Here is a 16653-nt window from a genome sequence, read left to right on the forward strand (position 1 = left end):
CTATGTTCAAACGCCTGCTCCTGCTCGCGGCCGTCGCCACCTCGACGCTGCTGAGCCCGCCCGTCCTGGCCGCCAGCAGCGGCCTGCCCGTCATCAAGGCCCAGCTCACCAGCCCGCCCCTCGTGCCGCCGCCCACCGGGCGCAAGGCGCCGGCCAAGGTCGTCGTCGAGCTCGAAGTCGTCGAGAAGGAGATGCCCATCTCCGAAGGCGTCAGCTACACCTTCTGGACCTTCGGCGGCACCGTGCCGGGCAGCTTCATCCGCGTGCGCCAGGGCGACACCGTGGAGTTCCACCTGAAGAACCACCCCAGCAGCAAGATGCCCCACAACATCGACCTGCACGGCGTCACCGGCCCCGGCGGCGGCGCGGCCTCCAGCTTCACGGCGCCGGGCCATGAGTCCCAGTTCACCTTCAAGGCCCTCAACGAAGGCATCTACGTCTACCACTGCGCCACCGCGCCGGTGGGCATGCACGTGGCCAACGGCATGTACGGCCTCATCCTCGTCGAGCCGCCCGAGGGCCTGCCCAAGGTCGACCACGAGTACTACGTGATGCAGGGCGACTTCTACACGGCGGGCAAGTACCGCGAAAAGGGCCAGCAGCCCTTCGACATGGAGAAGGCCATCGCCGAGCAGCCGACCTACGTGCTGTTCAACGGCGCCGAGGGATCGCTGACCGGCGACCGCGCCATGACGGCCAAGGTCGGCGAAACGGTGCGCCTGTTCGTCGGCAACGGCGGCCCCAACCTGGTGTCGAGCTTCCACGTCATCGGCGCCATCTTCGACCAGGTGCGCTACGAAGGCGGCAGCAACATCCAGAAGAACGTGCAGACCACGCTCATCCCCGCGGGCGGCGCGGCCATCGTGAAGTTCACGGCCAAGGTGCCCGGCAGCTACGTGCTGGTCGACCACTCCATCTTCCGGGCCTTCAACAAGGGCGCCCTGGCCATCATGAAGATCGACGGCCCCGAGGACAAGAGCATCTATTCCGGCAAGGAGGTCGATTCGGTCTACCTGGGCGACCGCGCGCAGCCCAACCTGCAGTCGGTGGCCAGCGCCACCCAGGCGGCCGCCGGCGGCAAGCTCACGCCGCAGGACCAGATCAACGCCGGCCGCGAGCTCTTCGCCGGCACCTGCTCGGTCTGCCACCAGGCGAACGGCGCGGGGCTGCCCGGCGTCTTCCCGCCCCTGGCCAAGTCGGACTTCCTGGCTGCCGACCCCAAGCGCGCCGTCGGTGTCGTGCTGCACGGCCTGTCGGGCAAGGTCAAGGTCAACGGCAAGGACTACGACTCGGTCATGCCGCCCATGAACCAGCTCAATGACGACGAGGTCGCCAACATCCTGACCTATGTGCTCAACAGCTGGGACAACCCCGGCGGCAGCATCTCGGCCGACGAGGTGAAGAAGGCGCGCGCCGCCAAGCCCGCAGCCGCCAACCAAGCGGGCCACTGATGAGCCTCGCCGCCGCGCTGATCGGGCTGGCCGCCGGCGCGGCCTACGTCGCGATGCCGGCCGGCACGCTCAACAGCGTGCTGGCCCGCGACACCGACCGCGAGCCGACGCGCGTGGCGGCCTTCTCGCTGCGTGAGCGGCCGGTCACGCGCGGCGAGTTCCGGCGCTTCCTGCAGTCGCATCCCGAGTGGCAGCCGGCGCAGGTGCCGGCGGTGTTCGCATCGCCGGGCTATCTGCGCCAGGGGCTGCAAGGCGGCGACGACGAGGCGCCGGTCACCGAAGTCAGCTGGTTCGCAGCCCAGGCCTATTGCGAGGCCGAGGGCGGCCGGCTGCCGACGTGGTACGAGTGGGAGTACGCCGCCGCCGCCGACGCCACGCGCACCGACGCGCGCGGCGACCCGGTGTGGCTGGCCCGCATCCTCGGCTGGTATGCCCGGCCAGCCACCCAGGCCCTGCCCAAGGTCGGCGGCGAGGCCAACGTCTACGGCGTGCGCGACATGCACGGCCTGGTGTGGGAGTGGGTGGACGACTTCAACGCCCTGCTCGTCAATGGCGACAGCCGCAGCGCCGAAGACCCCGACAAGCTCAAGTTCTGCGGGGCCGGCGCGATCGACCTGCAGGATCGGCAGAACTACGCCGTGCTGATGCGCGTGGCCCTGCTCTCCTCCCTCAGCGCCGCCGACAGCACCGGCAGCCTGGGCTTCCGTTGTGCCCGCGAGGTGACGCGATGAAACGACTCCGATTCCTTATCCTGACCTGGTTCTGGCTGGCCGGCGTGGCCCTGGCCCTGCCCGGCGACTCCGTCTACCAGCTCGACGCCAGGCTGACCGACCAGCGCGGCCAGGCCATCAAGCTCGATGCCGGGCGCGGCCAGCCGGTGCTGGTCAGCATGTTCTACACCTCATGCCAGTTCGTCTGCCCGATGCTGATCGACGCGGCACGCGATACCCGGGCCGCCCTGCCCGAGGCTGAGCGCAAGCGCGTCAAGGTGCTGCTGATCAGCTTCGATCCGGCGCGCGACACGCCGGCCAAGCTCGAGGCCATGGCGCGCGAACGCGGCCTGGACGCCACGCAGTGGACGCTGGCGCGCACCGACCCCGCAACGGTGCGCAAGATCGCCGCGCTGCTGAAGTTCCAGTACCGCGCGCTGCCCGACGGCGAGTTCAACCACAGCGCCGAGCTCATCCTGCTGGACGGCGAGGGCCGCGTGGCCGCCCGCACGTCCATGCTGGCCGGCGCCGACGAGCGCATCGTGGGCGCCATCCGCAAGCAACTGGCGGCGGCGCGCTGAACGCCGCCGGGGCCAAGCCTAGAAGTTCACCATGTCCACGCCCGGCGTGCCCTTGGCCGGCTTGTGCGCGGGCTGGGGAGGCTGGAGCACCAGGCCCTTCCAGCGGTCACGGTCGGCCGTCAGCTGAGCCTTGAGCTGGCGGCCGATGGGCAGCTTCTCGCTCTGGTGCTTGAGCTCGGCGTTGTGCTTTTCCTTGGCGGCGATCCACTTCTGGAGCTGCTCCAGGATCTCGTCGGCGAGGTTGAGCCGCTGCAGACGCATCTGGTTGACGAGGTCGAGCATCTTGGCGTCGACCGCCATCTTCATGACGGAGCCCGGCGATTGGGAAGCCATCGCCAGGTAGCGCGTGAGCCGCGGCTTGATCGCCTGGGCGGCGGCCACCACGTCCTTGCCGTGGCCGCGCTTGAACAGGTCGGGCAGCAGCTTGCTCTTCTTCTCCATGAAGGCCTTGGCCACGGCCGGATCGACTTCCGAATGCGTGAGCGCCTTTTCGAGGCCCTTGAGCCAGGCCGCCTGCTGATCCGCCAGATGACGCGCGGCGTCGGCCTCGGCGAAGCGCGCCTTGTGCACCTGCTCCTCGAGCACGCGGCAGGCCTCGGCATAGGCGCGCGCGGCCGGCTCCAGGCTCTTTTGCGCCACCAGATCCACGTCCCTGGCCGTCAGCTGGCCGAGGATCCTGGCCAGCTCCGACGGGCTCAGGGTGTCGAGTTCCGCCTGGCCCGTCTTCACCAGCCAGGCCCTGAGGGTTTCGGCGCGATGGCCGTGCGCCTTCACGAAGGCGACCGCTTCCTTGAGCGTCCTGGGCTGGTGCTTGGGGTCCTGGTGCGTCTGGCACCAGGTCGCCACTTCGGCGACTTCCGGGCCGAAGGCCTTCTTCTTGGCGACCTGGTGGAACTCGGGGTTGGTGCCCAGTTCCTTCTCCTGCAGCCGCCCTCGCAGGAAGGCCAACGCCTTGCGCGTCACATTGCCGGCACCCTCGCTCATCGCGGATCTCCCACGGCTCTCGCCCGAACGCCACACGCCGAAGGACCAGGCCGCTCGGCACCGGCCGGCATTCTAGTTAGGGGTGCGGCCGGGCGACCGCATCGCCCCGCCTCCGCTCAAGCCGCCGGACCTTCGGTCCAGCGCCGCACCGACGCCCGAAGATGGTGGTCCATGGCGGCGGACGCCGATTGCGGGTCCCGGCCCTTCAATGCGCCCAGGATGACCTCATGCTCGGCGATCGCCGCGCGCCACGTCGCTGCCGACTCCGAGCGGTGGCACAAGCGCAAGGTCGCCGGGTTGTTGCGCCCATCGAAGAGAACGCCGACGAGCGCAGCCAGCACGGCATTGCCGCACATCTCCGCAATGCAGACGTGGAAGAGCCGGTCAGATTCGATGGGCCGGCGCCCGACGGCGACGTCGTCGCGCATGGCTTGCAGGGCGTCCTCGACACGCCGCAGGCCGTCCTCGTTCTGCCGCGCCGCTGCCAGGCTGGCCACGGAACTCTCCAGAACGGCCCTGGCGTTCGCCAGCGCCTCGGGCGATTCCCCGAGCACCAGCGGCGCCACATCCGTGCTCAGCTTGGCCGTGGCGCACACATAGACGCCGGATCCCCCGCGGATGTCGACATGCCCGTCGATCTCCAGGGCGATCAGCGCCTCGCGGACCGTCTGCCGCGAGACACCCAGCCGCAAGGCGAGCTCCCTCTCGCTGGGCAGGCGCGAACCCATGGCGATGTGGTCCAGGGCGATCAGCGAGCGGATTCGTTCAGCAACCAGTTGATGCTGGCGAGGCGCTTCTTGGCTGGGCAACGGAAGGGACATGGATCACTCGGCATGGACCGACGGGAGCGCCGGTCCGCCCGCATTCTGCATGATTTAACGCAAAGTCACGTCAGGGGAAGCGCGAAGTGTTTGGGCAACGGACTACCTGCAGAATGATTTATCGAAAAATCTGACGACCGACTCCAGCCCCGACTCAAGGTCGCACGACCAACGGCCCCGCCCAACACGACCGCCACATGATCAAACGCCTGACCTCCATCGCGACCGCCATGCTTGCCTTGGGCCTTTCCAGCCCGACACCAGCGGCCGGCCCCCTCCCGCGCAACGTCGACCTCGACCTCGCCGCCGCGGTCCAACCCCTGGACCGCTTCTTCGACTTCTGCGTCGGCGCCGACTACATCGGCACCACCGGCCGCCCTGAGAACCTCGCACAGCTGAAGACCGCCGTGGACGAACTCGGCTTTCGCCACGTGCGCTTCCATGACGTGTTCCACGACGTCTACGGCACGGTCCAGAAGCGGGGCGACGAGTGGGTGTTCGACTTCAGCGGCATCGACCGCGTCTACGACGCGCTGCTGGCGCGCGGCATCAAGCCCTTCGTCGAACTGGGCTTCTCGCCCAAGGCCATGACCACCTCCGGGCAGACCATCTTCCACTGGAAGGGCAACACCTCGCATCCCCTGCCCGGCCCCTGGAGCCAGCTCGTCGAGGCCTTCGCGCGCCACCTGATCCAGCGCTATGGCGCCGACGAGGTCAGGCAATGGCCCTTCGAGGTCTGGAACGAGCCCAATCTGGCGGGCTTCTGGGAGAAGGCCGATCAGCAGGCCTATTTCGAGCTCTATGCCAACACCGCGCGGGCGCTGAAGAAGGTCGACCGGGGGCTGAAGGTCGGCGGCCCGTCGACGGCAGGCGCCGCCTGGGTGCCCGAATTGCTGGCCTATGCCCAGGCGCACGAGTTGCCGGTGGACTTCGTCACCACCCATACCTACGGCGTGACCGAGGGCTTCCTCGATGAATACGGCCAGTCCGACCGCATCCTCGCCACCGACCCGGATTCCATCATCGGCGACGTGCGCCGCAACCGCCGCGAGATCCAGGCCTCGGCCTTCGCCGGCATCCCGCTCTACATCACCGAGTGGAGCACCAGCTACAACCCGCGGGACAAGGTGCACGACAGCTACGTCAGCGCGCCGTGGATCCTGACCAAGCTGCGCGGCACGCGCGGCCATGCCCAGGCCATGAGCTACTGGACCTACAGCGACCTGTTCGAGGAGCCGGGGCCGCCGGACCGCGCCTTCCACGGCGGCTTCGGGCTGATGACGCGCGACGGCATCCGCAAGCCGGCCTGGTTCGCCTACAAATACCTCAACGCCCTGCGCGGCAAGGAGGTGCCGAGCGCCGACGGCCGGGTGCTGGCCGCGGTCGACGGGGGCAGGACGGCGGTGCTCGTCTGGGACTGGCAGCATCCGGACCAGAAGACCGTCAGCAACGGCGTGTTCTTCGGCAAACCGGTACCCAACGGCTCGGCGCCACCGGTGACGCTGCAACTGCGCAACCTCGACGCCGGCCGCTACCGCGTGCAGGTCCGCCGCACCGGCCACAAGGCCAACGACGCCTACACCGCCTATCTCGAAATGGGCGCCCCCAAGGACCTGAGTGCCGAGCAGCTCGCCCAGCTGCAATCCCTCACGCAGGACCGTCCTGAAACCGAAGAACTCGTGAAGGTCGGCCAGGACGGCAAGCTGCGATGGCAGCTCCCCATGCACAGCAACGACATTGTGCTGCTCACGCTGGAGCCGGTCACCGCCGCGAAGTAACGGCGTTTCTCGCCGCAAGGCCGTGGAGCGCTTCGGATCCTTCGCCCAGACTTCGACATGTCTCACCTCCTCTCCAGACTCCTGCTGGCCTGCATCGCCCTGCCGGTGGCCGCGCTCATGGCGTCCTGCGCCACGGTCGAGCCGGCCCGGGCGCCGCGCTACGCCGGCTACCTCTTCGTCTACTTCGGCGGCGACAGCACCGCAGACGGCGAGCAGATCCGCTACGCGCTGAGCGTCGGCAACGACCCGCTGCACTGGCGCGCGCTGAACGGCGGCCGGCCCGTGCTGACCTCCACCGTGGGCGAGAAGGGCGTGCGCGATCCCTACATCGTCCGGGCGCCGGGCGGCGGCAAGTTCTACATCATCGCCACCGACCTGCGCATGGCGGGCAGGGACATGGGCCAGTGGTGGGTGGTACAGCGCCAGGGCAGCCTGTCCATCGTCGTGTGGGAGTCCGCCGACCTCGTGCATTGGAGCGCACCGCGCCTGGCCCAGGTGGCGCCCGAGGAAGCCGGCAACACCTGGGCGCCGGAAGCCGCCTGGGATCCGCTGCTCGGCAAGTTCGTCGTGTTCTGGGCGTCCCGTCTCTACGTCCCCGGCGACAAGGACCGTCAGCAACTCACCCACAACCGCATGCTGTACGCGACGACGGACGATTTCCGCAGCTTCAGCGAGCCCAGGGTCTGGCACGACCCGGGCCACTCGGTCATCGACGCGACCGTCATCGAGCATGCCGGCCGCTACTACCGCTTCACCAAGGATGACCGCGAGCCACGCGACGGCACGCCCTGCGCCAAGTCGATCACCGCGCAGCGGTCGAGCTCGCTGACCTCCACCCACTACGAGTTCATCGCCGACTGCATCGGCCGCGGCGCCATCGGCGACGGCGAAGGCCCGCTGGTGTTCAAGTCCAACACCGGGGAGAAGTGGTATCTCTTCATCGACGAGTACGGCAAGCGCGGCTATGTGCCCTTCGAGACCACCGACCTCGACAGCGGCCGGTGGACGCCGGTGAAGGACTACCGGATGCCCGGCCAACCGCGGCACGGCGTGGTGCTGCCGGTCACGCAGCAGGAGGCCGAGCGGCTGCTCGCGGCCTATCCTTGACCCGGCGCGGCGTCGCGGCAGGCGCTGCGATCAGTGACAAATATGGCGCTCACCCGTACCGGCCCGGGCCTTGGCGCGCCTCCGGGCGGCCTGGCCCGGACCCCTGGCGCGGACAATGAGCCGCCCCTCAGCCGACGCCGGAGCAACGCCTTGGCCCTGTCCCTCACGCCCTGCCATGCGGTCGCCTGGCTGCTGGCCTGGGCCTTGCTCGCCCTGCCCTGTCGGGCCCAGGCGCCGGCCGACGAGCTGGCGGCCTGGGAGGCCCAGGTCCAGGCGCTGAAGGACTACGGCACGCGGGCACAACTGCTGGACTTCCTGGAAACCGGCGTGAAGCGCCACGAGGCGGCCGGCCAGGCCCGCATGGCCGCTGCTGCGCTGCTGGAACTCGGCAAGCAGTTGCGCGACGAAGATGGCCCTCGCGCCGAACAGTTGCTCGAGAGGGGCGCCGCCCTGCTCGGACAGGCCCCCGACCCGGCCCTGCAATTCCGCTACCGGCTGTTGAGGCTGGGCCAGCTCAAGGCCCGGCACCAGTTCGAGCAGGCCGTCGCCGAAGGCAACGAGCTGCTGGCCACCGCCCGCGCGCGCCGCGACTGGCGCGACGAGCTCAAGGTGCTGCTGGCCCTGGAGGAAGGCTGGGAGCAGTTCCACGCCTTCAGCCGCTACATCGAGGATGCGATGCGCCTGGCCGTCGCCCACCCCGGCGACCGGCTGACCTGGTGGGCGCGCAGCGAGTGGGCCGACCGGCTGCGCTCCGAGGGCCGGCGCGCCGAGGCCGAGCGCCTGTTGCTGGAGGTGCTGCAGGAGCAGGTCACGGCCGGCGACGGCATCGAGCAGATCCGCAGCCTCGTCAACCTCGGCATGTTCTACCGCAGCGGCCGCGAGTGGGACAAGCTGCTGCCCCTGGGCCCGCGCGCAATCCGCATCGCCGACCAGCTCGGGCGAACGCCCACCCTGCTGCCGCATTTCCTCTGCAACCAGTCGGACGCCCTGCTGCTCGCCGGCATGCCCGCCCCCGCCCTGGAGATGGCCGATGCCGCTCTGGTCGCGGCACGCGGCGCCCCGGGGCCCACGCACGTCGCGCGCTTCAACCGCGGCAAGGCCCTGAACCGCCTGGGCCGGCACGGCGAGGGCCTGGCCATCCTGGAAGCCGAGGCCCAGGGCCCCGAGCGCTGGGAGATGTTGAACGAGCTGGCCGAGGAATACGCCTTCGCCCACCGCCATGAGCAGGCCTATGCCACGCTGCAGGAGCATCTGCAGGGCCTGCTCAAGAGCCAGGAGGAAGCGCACCGCGCCGGCTTGAGCCTGGACCAGGCGCTGGCCGAGGCGGACCGTGAGCGCAGCCAGCGCCAGGCCAGCGAACGCCGCACCCAGCAGGTCATCACCGCGGCCGTCATCGCCGCGGCCCTTGCTTGTGCGGGCACGGCCTGGCTGCTGGTGCGTGCCGCGCGTCGACATGGGCGCGAACTCGCGGCCCTCAACGCCCAGTTGCGGGAGACCGCGGTCACCGACGCGTTGACCGGCCTGCACAACCGCCGCCACCTGTTGTCCCGCATCGAGGCCCACGTCGCCGCGGCCGACCGCGCCCACCGCGACCAGGCCCGCACCGGCATGCCCCCGGTCGACCTGCTGTTCTTCCTCATCGACCTCGACCACTTCAAGCGCATCAACGACAGCCACGGCCATCCCGCCGGCGACGCCGTGCTGGCCGAGGCCGCCACCCGCTTCAAGGGCCTGGTGCGCCGCGAGGACGAATTGATCCGCTGGGGCGGCGAAGAGTTCCTGCTGATGACGCGGGACACCCCACGCGACCACGCCGCCGCGCTGGCGGAAAGGCTGCGGCAGGCACTGCTGCAGCGCTCCTTCCAGCTGCCCGACCGGCAAGAGCTGGCCGTCTCCTGCAGCGTCGGCTTCGCGCCCTATCCGCTGGGCAGCGGCGGCTCCTGGGAAGCCTCGGTGGAATTGGCCGATCAGGCGCTCTACCAGGCCAAGGCCAGGGGGCGCAACGGCTGGTGCGGCGTGCTGCGCTTGAAGCCGCCGGCGACCGAGGCGCCGAGCTGCGGCCTGGAGCAGGCCATCGCGCAGAACCTCGTCGTGGCGCTGTACTCGCCGACGGCGAAGTCGGGCGGAAATAGGTCAGACCAAAATTCGTGAAAACTCTCTGGTCTTACCAATTTACACTGAGGTTTAATCGATTGATTTATCGACAAATCTCCTACCCTCCTCTCATTCGACGCCCACCGTCCATGAAGCCTTCGAGAATCCACGCCCTGGTGCTCGCCCTGCTGCTGTCCGCAGGCCACGCAAGCGCTGCCGATCTCCCGCCCGGCTGGCCTGGCGCCGGCCAGCTCTTCGTCGGCACCAACTACCAGCCCTTCGACCGCAGCCGGGAGCAGATCGAGCGCGACATCGAGCGCATGAAGGCCGCCGGCATGAAGGTCGTGCGCTTCGGCGACCTGTCCTGGGACTCCTTCGAGCCCGCCGAGGGCCAGTTCGACTTCCGCCTCGCGGACTGGATCATGGACCGCATGCAGGCCGCCGGCCTCAAGGTCCTCCTCGACATCCCCGGCCAGCCGGCGCCGCGCTGGCTGCATCACAAATACCCAGGGGTCGACATCGTCAACGCGGCCGGTACGCGCCTCGCGCCGGCCGAGCGCTACATGGACAACACCAGCGACCCGGACTACCGCCGCCTGCTGGTGCGCCTGGCCGACACCCTGCTCAAGCGCTATGCCAGGCATCCGGCCCTGTTCGCCGTGGGCTACAACAACGAGAGCGGCAACGGCATGCTGTCGTACTCCGAGGCCGACCGGCAGCGCTTCATCGCCTGGCTGCAAAAGAAGTACGGCACGCTCGACGCGCTGAACAAGGCCTGGGCCACCCAGCGCTGGTCGCGCCGCTTCGGCCAGTGGGACGAAGTCACCCTGCCCTACCAGGACGGCCCCGGCGCCTACGAGCCCAATCTCGACCTGCGCCGCTTCTGGTCTCAGCAGACCATCGAAGTGCTGGAGCTGCTCGACGCCTCCCGCCGCCGCCACGCGCCCGACAAGCCCACCATCTCCAACCTCTGGGACAGCGCGCCCCGCAAGGGCTTCGACTACTTGTCCAGCTACCGCGGCTATGCAAGCTACGGCGCCATGGGCTTCTATCCCGGCGACCCGCTGTACGCGGCCTTCGAGGCCACCATGATGCGCGCCGGCATGGACACGCCCATCTGGTTCAACGAGTTCACCGCCGGCGGCACCGGCTACTACGGCACCCGCGGACGCTCGCGCATGTGGGCGCACTTCGGCCTGGCGCTCGGTGCGCAGGCCGTCATGCCCTGGACCTGGCACAGCCACCACGGCGGCGAGGAGCAGGCCCTCTTCGGCCTCATCGACCATGACGACCGCCCCTCGTGGAAGCTCGGCGAGTTCGCCACCATCGCCAAGGAGTTCGCCCAGTTGGAGAAGCTCGGCTTCCCGCGCCTGCAAAAGCCCCAGGTCGCCATCGCCTACGCCTTCGACAACATCATCGCCACCAACCCGCCCAAGGGCATCTCCAACAGCGTCGCGCCCTACATCAACCCGGGCTACCACAAGCAGATGCTGGGCGCCTACGAGCCGCTCTACAAGGACAACGTCGACGTCGCCGTCATCCACATCGGCCACGAGGACCTGAGCCGCTACAAGCTGGTCATCGTGCCCGGCATGTATCTGCTGGACCGGGCCTCCACCGACAACCTGCGCAAGTTCGTCGCCGCCGGCGGCACGGCGCTGATGACGGCGCAATCGGCCAAGGTCAATGACTTCAACCAGTGGCACACCACGCCCCTGCCCGGCGGCCTGACCGACGTCTTCGGCCTGCGCACCAACGAGTTCTACAACGTCGGCGACGTGACCGTCCGCTATGCCGACGCGCCCGATGCGGAGTTCAAGGGCAAGGGCCTGGCGCCGGTCGAAGTGCTGGAGCCCTCCACGGCCCAGGCGCTGGCGCGCATCGTCAACGCCGACGGCCAGCCGCCGGCCATCACCGTCAACCGCTTCGGCAAGGGCCAGGCCATCTACCTGGCCACCTCGGGCCAGCCGCAGTTGCTGGCGCCTCTGTACCGGCGCCTCTACACCGAGCTCGGCATCGAGCGCGGCCCCGCCACGCCCGAGGGTGTCATCGCCCGCACCGTGCAGGGCCGCGCCTACTACGTGAACACCACCGGCGACACCAAGGACATCGCCATCACCGGCACGCGCAAGGGCCTGATCGGCGGCCAGACCTGGACCGGCACGCTCAAGCTCGCGCCGCTCGGCGCCGAACTGCTCGACTCGCCATGAGGGCGGCTGCCTCGGCGCTGCTGACCCTGGCCGCAGCCCTGGCCGTGCCGGCCTGGGGCGCCGCGCCGGTACTGCGCGTGGCCGACGTGGCCGCGCTGCGCGAGGCGCTCGCAACCGTGGCTGCCGGCGGCCAAACCCGCCGCATCGAACTGGCCGCCGGCCGCTACGCGCTGGACGCACCGCTGCAGCTCGACGAGCGCCACTCCGGCCGCGCCGGTGCGCCGCTGGAGATCGCCGCGGCGCCGGGCGCGCGCGTCGTGCTCTCGGGCGCCGTGCCGCTGCCGCCCCTGGCCTGGCAGGCCTGGCGCGACGGCATCTGGCGCGCGCAGCTCACGGGCCGCGGCTTCCAGCGCCTGTGGCTGGGCGAGCACGAACTCACCCGAGCCCGTTACCCCAACCTCGACCCGCGCCAGCCCATGGGCGGCACCGCGGCCGATGCCACGGCCCCCGAGCGCATCGCCCGCTGGCAGGACCCCACCGGCGGCGTGCTGCATGCCATGCACGGCCTCGACTGGGGCGGCGTGCAGGTGCCCATCCTCGGCAAGAAGCCCGATGGCAGCCTGGACTTCGGCCCCCAGGTCGGCAACAACCGCGTCCATGAGCCGGATGCCAGGCGGCGCTGGGTGGACAACATCCTCGAGGAGCTGGACGCGCCCGACGAGTGGTACCTCGACACGCGCGGCGGCTGGCTCTACGTCAAGCCCGCCTCGGGCCGGACGCCCGCGCGCGGCTTTCGTGCCAGCGCCACCGAGGCGCTGGTGCGCATCGAGGGCCGCGGCGGCCACGAGGCCCACGACATCCGCCTGCAAGGCCTCGTCTTCGAGGACACCGAGCCCACCTTCCTCAAGGCCACCGAACCCCTGCTGCGCTCGGACTGGAAGTTCCACCGCGTCGGCGCCGTCACCATCGAGAACGCCCGCGGCGTGTCCGTCGAGGACGGCGACTTCCGGGCGCTGGGTGGCCATGCCGTGGTCGTCAACGGCCGGGCCGAGGCCGTGCGCATCGCCGGCAACCACATCCACGACATCGGCGGCTCGGCCATCGCCTTCGTCGGCCGGCCGGGCGCCGTGCGCTCGCCGCTGTACGAGTACGGCGAGCGCCTGGAGCTGGCCGCCATCGACCCCTTGCCCGGCCCGCGCAGCGACGACTATCCCAAGGACAGCGAGGCCGTCGACAACCTCGTCCACGACATCGGCCACGTCGACAAGCAGGCTGCCGGCATCGAGATCGCGATGGCGGCCCGCATCACCGTCGACCACAACACCCTCCACCACCTGCCGCGCGCCGCCATCAACGTCGGCGACGGCACCTGGGGCGGCCACGTCATCAGCCACAACGACGCCTTCGACACCGTGCTGGAGACCGGCGACCACGGCAGCTTCAACAGCTGGGGCCGTGACCGCTGGTGGCACCCCGACCGCGCCGAGATGGACCGCCGCGTCGCCGCCCATCCCGGGCTGACGGCACTGGACCCGCTCGCCCCCATCGTCATCCGCCGCAACCGCCTGCGCTGCGACCGCGGCTGGGACATCGACCTCGACGACGGCTCGTCCAACTACCTCATCGAGCAGAACCTGCTGCTGGCCGGCGGCCTCAAGCTGCGCGAGGGCTTCCGGCGCATCGTGCGCAACAACATCCTGGTCAACGGCGGCTTCCATCCGCATGTGTGGTTCAAGGACAGCGGCGATGTCTTCGAGGCCAACATCGTCATGCGCGCCCATGCGCCGGTGAACATCCAGCACTGGGGCCTGCGCGTGGACGGCAATGCCTTCACGCGCGAGGCCGACCTGCGTCAGGCCCGGGCCGCGGGCACCGACGCCCACTCCATCGCCGCCGACCCCGGCTTCGCCGACCCGACCGCGGGCGACTACACCGTCACCAACGCCAAGCTGCTGCGGGCCATCGGCTTCCAGAACTTCCCGATGGACGACTTCGGCGTGCGGCCGGCGCGGCTGCGGGCGCTGGCGGCCCAGCCGCCCCTGCCCAGGCCGGACGCCGCCGCGGTCGAGGTGGCCCTTGAAGCCCCGCGCACGCTGGCCAACGGCCTCACCGTAAAGACCGTGCAGACCTTGGGCGAGCAGTCCGCCGCCGGCCTCGGCCGCCCGGCCGGCGTCCTCGTGCTGGCCGTGCAGCCCGGCAGCGCGGCCGAGCGTGCCGGCTATCGGGCGCGAGACGTCATCGTCGCCACCGCCTCGGGCAGCGCCATCGACGACGTGGCCGCCCTGGCCGCGCTGACGACACCCGGCGAGTGGGTCCTCGTCCGCAACCAGGCGCGGCTGCGCCTTCCCAGTCCATGAGCGCCGGTTGAAATGAATCCCACGATGAACCGCCTGCTAGCCCTCGCCTTTCTGACCCTCTCCCTGGCCGCCTCGGTCCGGGCCGCCCCGCTGCGCGAGACGCTGTCGCTCGACGAGGGCTGGCGCTTCCACCTGGGCGACATCGCGCGCGAGTCCTTTCCCGGCGGCCAGGGCGTCAATCTCTACGGCCCCGACATCACCTACCACGGCGCCAAGGCCGGCAGCGCCTGGGGTGCGGCGGCGCGCGGCTACGACGACAGCGGCTGGAAGCGGGTGGACCTGCCGCATGACTGGGTCGTCGAGCAGCCCTTCGACGAGAAGGCGCTCAAGCAGCAGGGCTACCGTCCGCGCGGTATCGGCTGGTACCGGCGCACCTTCAAGCTGTCGCCCGCGGACCGCGGCAAGAACCTGGAGCTGCAGCTCGACGGCGCGGCCACCCACGCAACGGTCTACTTCAACGGCAGCGAGGTCCAGCACAACTGGAGCGGCTACAGCTCCATGTACGTCAACCTCACGCCGATGGCGCGCTATGGCGACGACATCAACACCATCGCCGTGCGGGTGGACGCCGCGGACACCGAGGGCTGGTGGTACGAAGGCGGCGGCCTCTACCGCCATGCCTGGCTGGTCAAGCGCAGCCCGCTGCACATCGCCACCGACGGCGTCCATGCCAATCCCGTCAAAGCGACAGACGGCCAATGGGTGATCCCGGCCGAGGTGACGCTGGCCAACACCGGGCCCGAAGTGGCTTCGGCCCGGGTGGAGGTCGCGGTGTTCGATGCAGCGGGCCAGCGCGTCGCAGGCGGCAGCTCGGCGGCCGTCAGCGTCGTGCCCCAGGGCGAGGCGCTCGCCAAGCTCACCGTCCGCGTGACGGCGCCCAGGCTCTGGTCGATCGACGCGCCGAATCTCTACACCGTGCGCACCACCGTGCTGCGCGACGGCAAGCCGGTCGATGCGGTCGATACGACGGCCGGCTTCCGGACGATCCGCTTCGATGCGAAGCAGGGCTTCCTGCTCAACGGCCAGCCGCTCAAGCTCAAGGGCACGAGCAACCACCAGGACCACGCCGGTGTCGGCGTCGCCATGCCCGACTCGCTGTGGGAGTTCCGCCTGCGCAAGCTCAAGGAGATGGGCTCGAACGCCTACCGCACGGCCCACAACCCGCCGGCCAAGGAACTGCTGGATGCCGCGGACCGGCTGGGCATGCTGGTCATGGACGAGACGCGGCACTTCAACGCCTCGACGGAATACCTGCAGCAACTCCGCTGGTTGGTGCGCCGCGACCGCAACCACCCCAGCGTCATCCTGTGGAGCCTGTTCAACGAGGAAGGGCTGCAGGGCACCGAGGAGGGCATGGAGATGGCGCGCGTGATGAACGCCGTGGTCAAGCAGCTCGATGCCACGCGGCCCACGACCGGCGCTCAGAACAAGGGCCACCTGGGGCCCGACGGCAAGGCCAACCCGAAGAACGCCGCCCAGGTGCTCGACGTGGTGGGCATCAACTACGAGGCCGACCTCTACGACAAGATCCGCGCCGCCTACCCGGACAAGCCCATCGTCAGCACCGAGGACACCTCCCAGGTCATGACGCGCGGTGAATACACCACCGACTGGAAGCAGGTCGTGGCCTCCTACGACGAGGTCTTCCCCGGCTGGGCCGCCACCAGCAGCGCCCGCAACTCGTGGGAGGCGATCATGAAGCAGACGTCCTTCGCCGGCGGCTTCTCCTGGACTGGCTTTGCCTACCGCGGCGAACCTACGCCCTACGGCTGGCCCTCGGCCAGTTCGCACTTCGGCGCGCTGGACCTCTGCGGCTTCCCCAAGACCGAGTTCTTCGTCCGGCAGGCGATGTTCGTGAAGGACAGGCCCGTGCTGACCCTCGTCCCCCACTGGAACTGGGCCGGCAAGGAAGGCCAGAACATCAAGGTGCTGGGCCTGACCAATGCCGAGACGGTGGCGTTGTCGCTCAACGGCCAGCTCGTCGAGGAAAAGAAGGTCGACCCCTTCAAGATGGTGGAGTGGCAGGTGCCCTACGCGCCCGGGCGGCTCGAAGCGGTCGCGAAGAAGGCGGGCCGGGAAGTGGCACGTTTCGCCGTGGAAACCACCGGCGCTCCCGTCGCACTGCGCCTGGCGCCCGACCGCAAGGCGCTGGCTGGCGACGGCCGCGATGCGGTGCCGGTGACCGTCGAGGCCGTCGACGCGCAAGGCCGACCCGTGCCGACGGCCAACCTCGCCGTCGAGTTGGCGCTCCGTGGGCCAGGCGCCAACATCGGCGTGGGCAATGGCGACCCGAACAGCCACGACCCGGAGAAGGGCAACCGGGTCAGGATCTACAACGGCCTGGCGCAGGTCATCCTGCAGAGCCGGCGCGACAGCGCGGGCGACCTCGTGCTGCGCGCCACCGCGGCCGGCCTCAAGGCCGCCGAAACCACCATCGAGGTCAGGGCCGTGCCGGCGATGGCCGCCGTGCCGGTGCTGGCGCCCTGAAGACCAAACAAAGCCACAGAGGCACAGAGAGGGCGGGATGAAGGTTCCTCTGTGTCTCTGTGCCTCTGTGGCTGTGTTCTCTTCCCGCACGGCACCTCGTCTTGCATGCGTCGCGGGTGCCGCGAATGCGGAA

At 69.8% G+C, this 16653-nt stretch carries 11 protein-coding genes; 9 read left to right on the plus strand and 2 right to left on the minus strand.

Features of this window, described 5'->3' with window-relative positions:
* The first annotated feature begins 2 nt into the window (after window positions 1-2).
* Genes nirK through LXT12_RS06655 form a run of 3 tightly spaced genes read left to right on the plus strand, consistent with a single transcriptional unit; the run spans window position 3 to window position 2742 of the window.
* Window positions 3-1451 (plus strand): copper-containing nitrite reductase, encoded by a 1449-nt coding sequence (gene nirK, locus LXT12_RS06645; RefSeq protein WP_233390633.1) that lies wholly within the window; start codon window positions 3-5, stop codon window positions 1449-1451.
* Window positions 1451-2182, plus strand: coding sequence for a formylglycine-generating enzyme family protein (locus LXT12_RS06650; protein WP_233390634.1), 732 nt, complete (start codon window positions 1451-1453; stop codon window positions 2180-2182). The genes nirK and LXT12_RS06650 overlap by 1 nt, the downstream gene beginning before the upstream one ends.
* Window positions 2179-2742, plus strand: a complete 564-nt coding sequence (locus LXT12_RS06655; RefSeq protein WP_233390636.1) for an SCO family protein — start codon at window positions 2179-2181, stop codon at window positions 2740-2742. The genes LXT12_RS06650 and LXT12_RS06655 overlap by 4 nt, the downstream gene beginning before the upstream one ends.
* Before the next feature lie 18 nt (window positions 2743-2760).
* Here LXT12_RS06655 and LXT12_RS06660 read toward each other — a convergent pair whose 3' ends face one another.
* The gene (locus LXT12_RS06660) at window positions 2761-3726 is read right to left on the minus strand and encodes a hypothetical protein (RefSeq protein WP_233390638.1); all 966 of its coding nucleotides are present in this window, start codon (window positions 3724-3726) and stop codon (window positions 2761-2763) included.
* A 116-nt stretch (window positions 3727-3842) separates the two neighbouring features.
* Window positions 3843-4547, minus strand: coding sequence for a FadR/GntR family transcriptional regulator (locus LXT12_RS06665; protein ID WP_233390639.1), 705 nt, complete (start codon window positions 4545-4547; stop codon window positions 3843-3845).
* A gap of 197 nt (window positions 4548-4744) precedes the next feature.
* Between LXT12_RS06665 and LXT12_RS06670 the strand changes: the two genes are divergently transcribed.
* The 6 genes from LXT12_RS06670 (at window position 4745) to galA (ending at window position 16520) form a co-directional block, all read left to right on the plus strand.
* Complete coding sequence (locus LXT12_RS06670) at window positions 4745-6325, plus strand: GH39 family glycosyl hydrolase (protein WP_233390640.1); 1581 nt, start codon at window positions 4745-4747, stop codon at window positions 6323-6325.
* Window positions 6326-6382: 57 nt separating this feature from the next.
* Window positions 6383-7432 carry a glycoside hydrolase family 43 protein gene (locus tag LXT12_RS06675; protein WP_233390641.1) on the plus strand — a complete coding sequence of 350 codons (1050 nt, stop codon included), beginning with the start codon at window positions 6383-6385 and terminating at the stop codon, window positions 7430-7432.
* Window positions 7433-7582: 150 nt separating this feature from the next.
* Entirely contained in the window at window positions 7583-9583 is a 2001-nt protein-coding gene (locus LXT12_RS06680) for a GGDEF domain-containing protein (protein WP_233390642.1), read from the plus strand.
* Between the two features lie 92 nt (window positions 9584-9675).
* Window positions 9676-11736 carry a beta-galactosidase gene (locus tag LXT12_RS06685; protein ID WP_233390644.1) on the plus strand — a complete coding sequence of 687 codons (2061 nt, stop codon included), beginning with the start codon at window positions 9676-9678 and terminating at the stop codon, window positions 11734-11736.
* Window positions 11733-14033: a PDZ domain-containing protein gene (locus tag LXT12_RS06690; protein ID WP_233390645.1), complete on the plus strand. Its 2301-nt coding sequence runs from the start codon at window positions 11733-11735 to the stop codon at window positions 14031-14033. The genes LXT12_RS06685 and LXT12_RS06690 overlap by 4 nt, the downstream gene beginning before the upstream one ends.
* A 24-nt stretch (window positions 14034-14057) precedes the next feature.
* Window positions 14058-16520 (plus strand): beta-galactosidase GalA, encoded by a 2463-nt coding sequence (gene galA / locus LXT12_RS06695; RefSeq protein ID WP_233390646.1) that lies wholly within the window; start codon window positions 14058-14060, stop codon window positions 16518-16520.
* Window positions 16521-16653: the final 133 nt, after the last annotated feature.

The organism is Pelomonas caseinilytica (genome assembly GCF_021353235.1).
Lineage (GTDB): Bacteria > Pseudomonadota > Gammaproteobacteria > Burkholderiales > Burkholderiaceae_C > Pelomonas > Pelomonas caseinilytica.

Bases quoted from the DNA above. Each gene is read 5' to 3' on its own strand.
- galA (WP_233390646.1), top strand. From the start codon at position 14,058: ATGAACCGCCTGCTAGCCCTCGCCTTTCTGACCCTCTCCCTGGCCGCC.
- LXT12_RS06685 (WP_233390644.1), top strand. From the start codon at position 9,676: ATGAAGCCTTCGAGAATCCACGCCCTGGTGCTCGCCCTGCTGCTGTCC.
- LXT12_RS06690 (WP_233390645.1), top strand. From the start codon at position 11,733: ATGAGGGCGGCTGCCTCGGCGCTGCTGACCCTGGCCGCAGCCCTGGCC.
- LXT12_RS06660 (WP_233390638.1), bottom strand. From the start codon at position 3,726: ATGAGCGAGGGTGCCGGCAATGTGACGCGCAAGGCGTTGGCCTTCCTG.
- LXT12_RS06650 (WP_233390634.1), top strand. From the start codon at position 1,451: ATGAGCCTCGCCGCCGCGCTGATCGGGCTGGCCGCCGGCGCGGCCTAC.
- LXT12_RS06655 (WP_233390636.1), top strand. From the start codon at position 2,179: ATGAAACGACTCCGATTCCTTATCCTGACCTGGTTCTGGCTGGCCGGC.
- LXT12_RS06670 (WP_233390640.1), top strand. From the start codon at position 4,745: ATGATCAAACGCCTGACCTCCATCGCGACCGCCATGCTTGCCTTGGGC.
- nirK (WP_233390633.1), top strand. From the start codon at position 3: ATGTTCAAACGCCTGCTCCTGCTCGCGGCCGTCGCCACCTCGACGCTG.
- LXT12_RS06675 (WP_233390641.1), top strand. From the start codon at position 6,383: ATGTCTCACCTCCTCTCCAGACTCCTGCTGGCCTGCATCGCCCTGCCG.
- LXT12_RS06665 (WP_233390639.1), bottom strand. From the start codon at position 4,547: ATGTCCCTTCCGTTGCCCAGCCAAGAAGCGCCTCGCCAGCATCAACTG.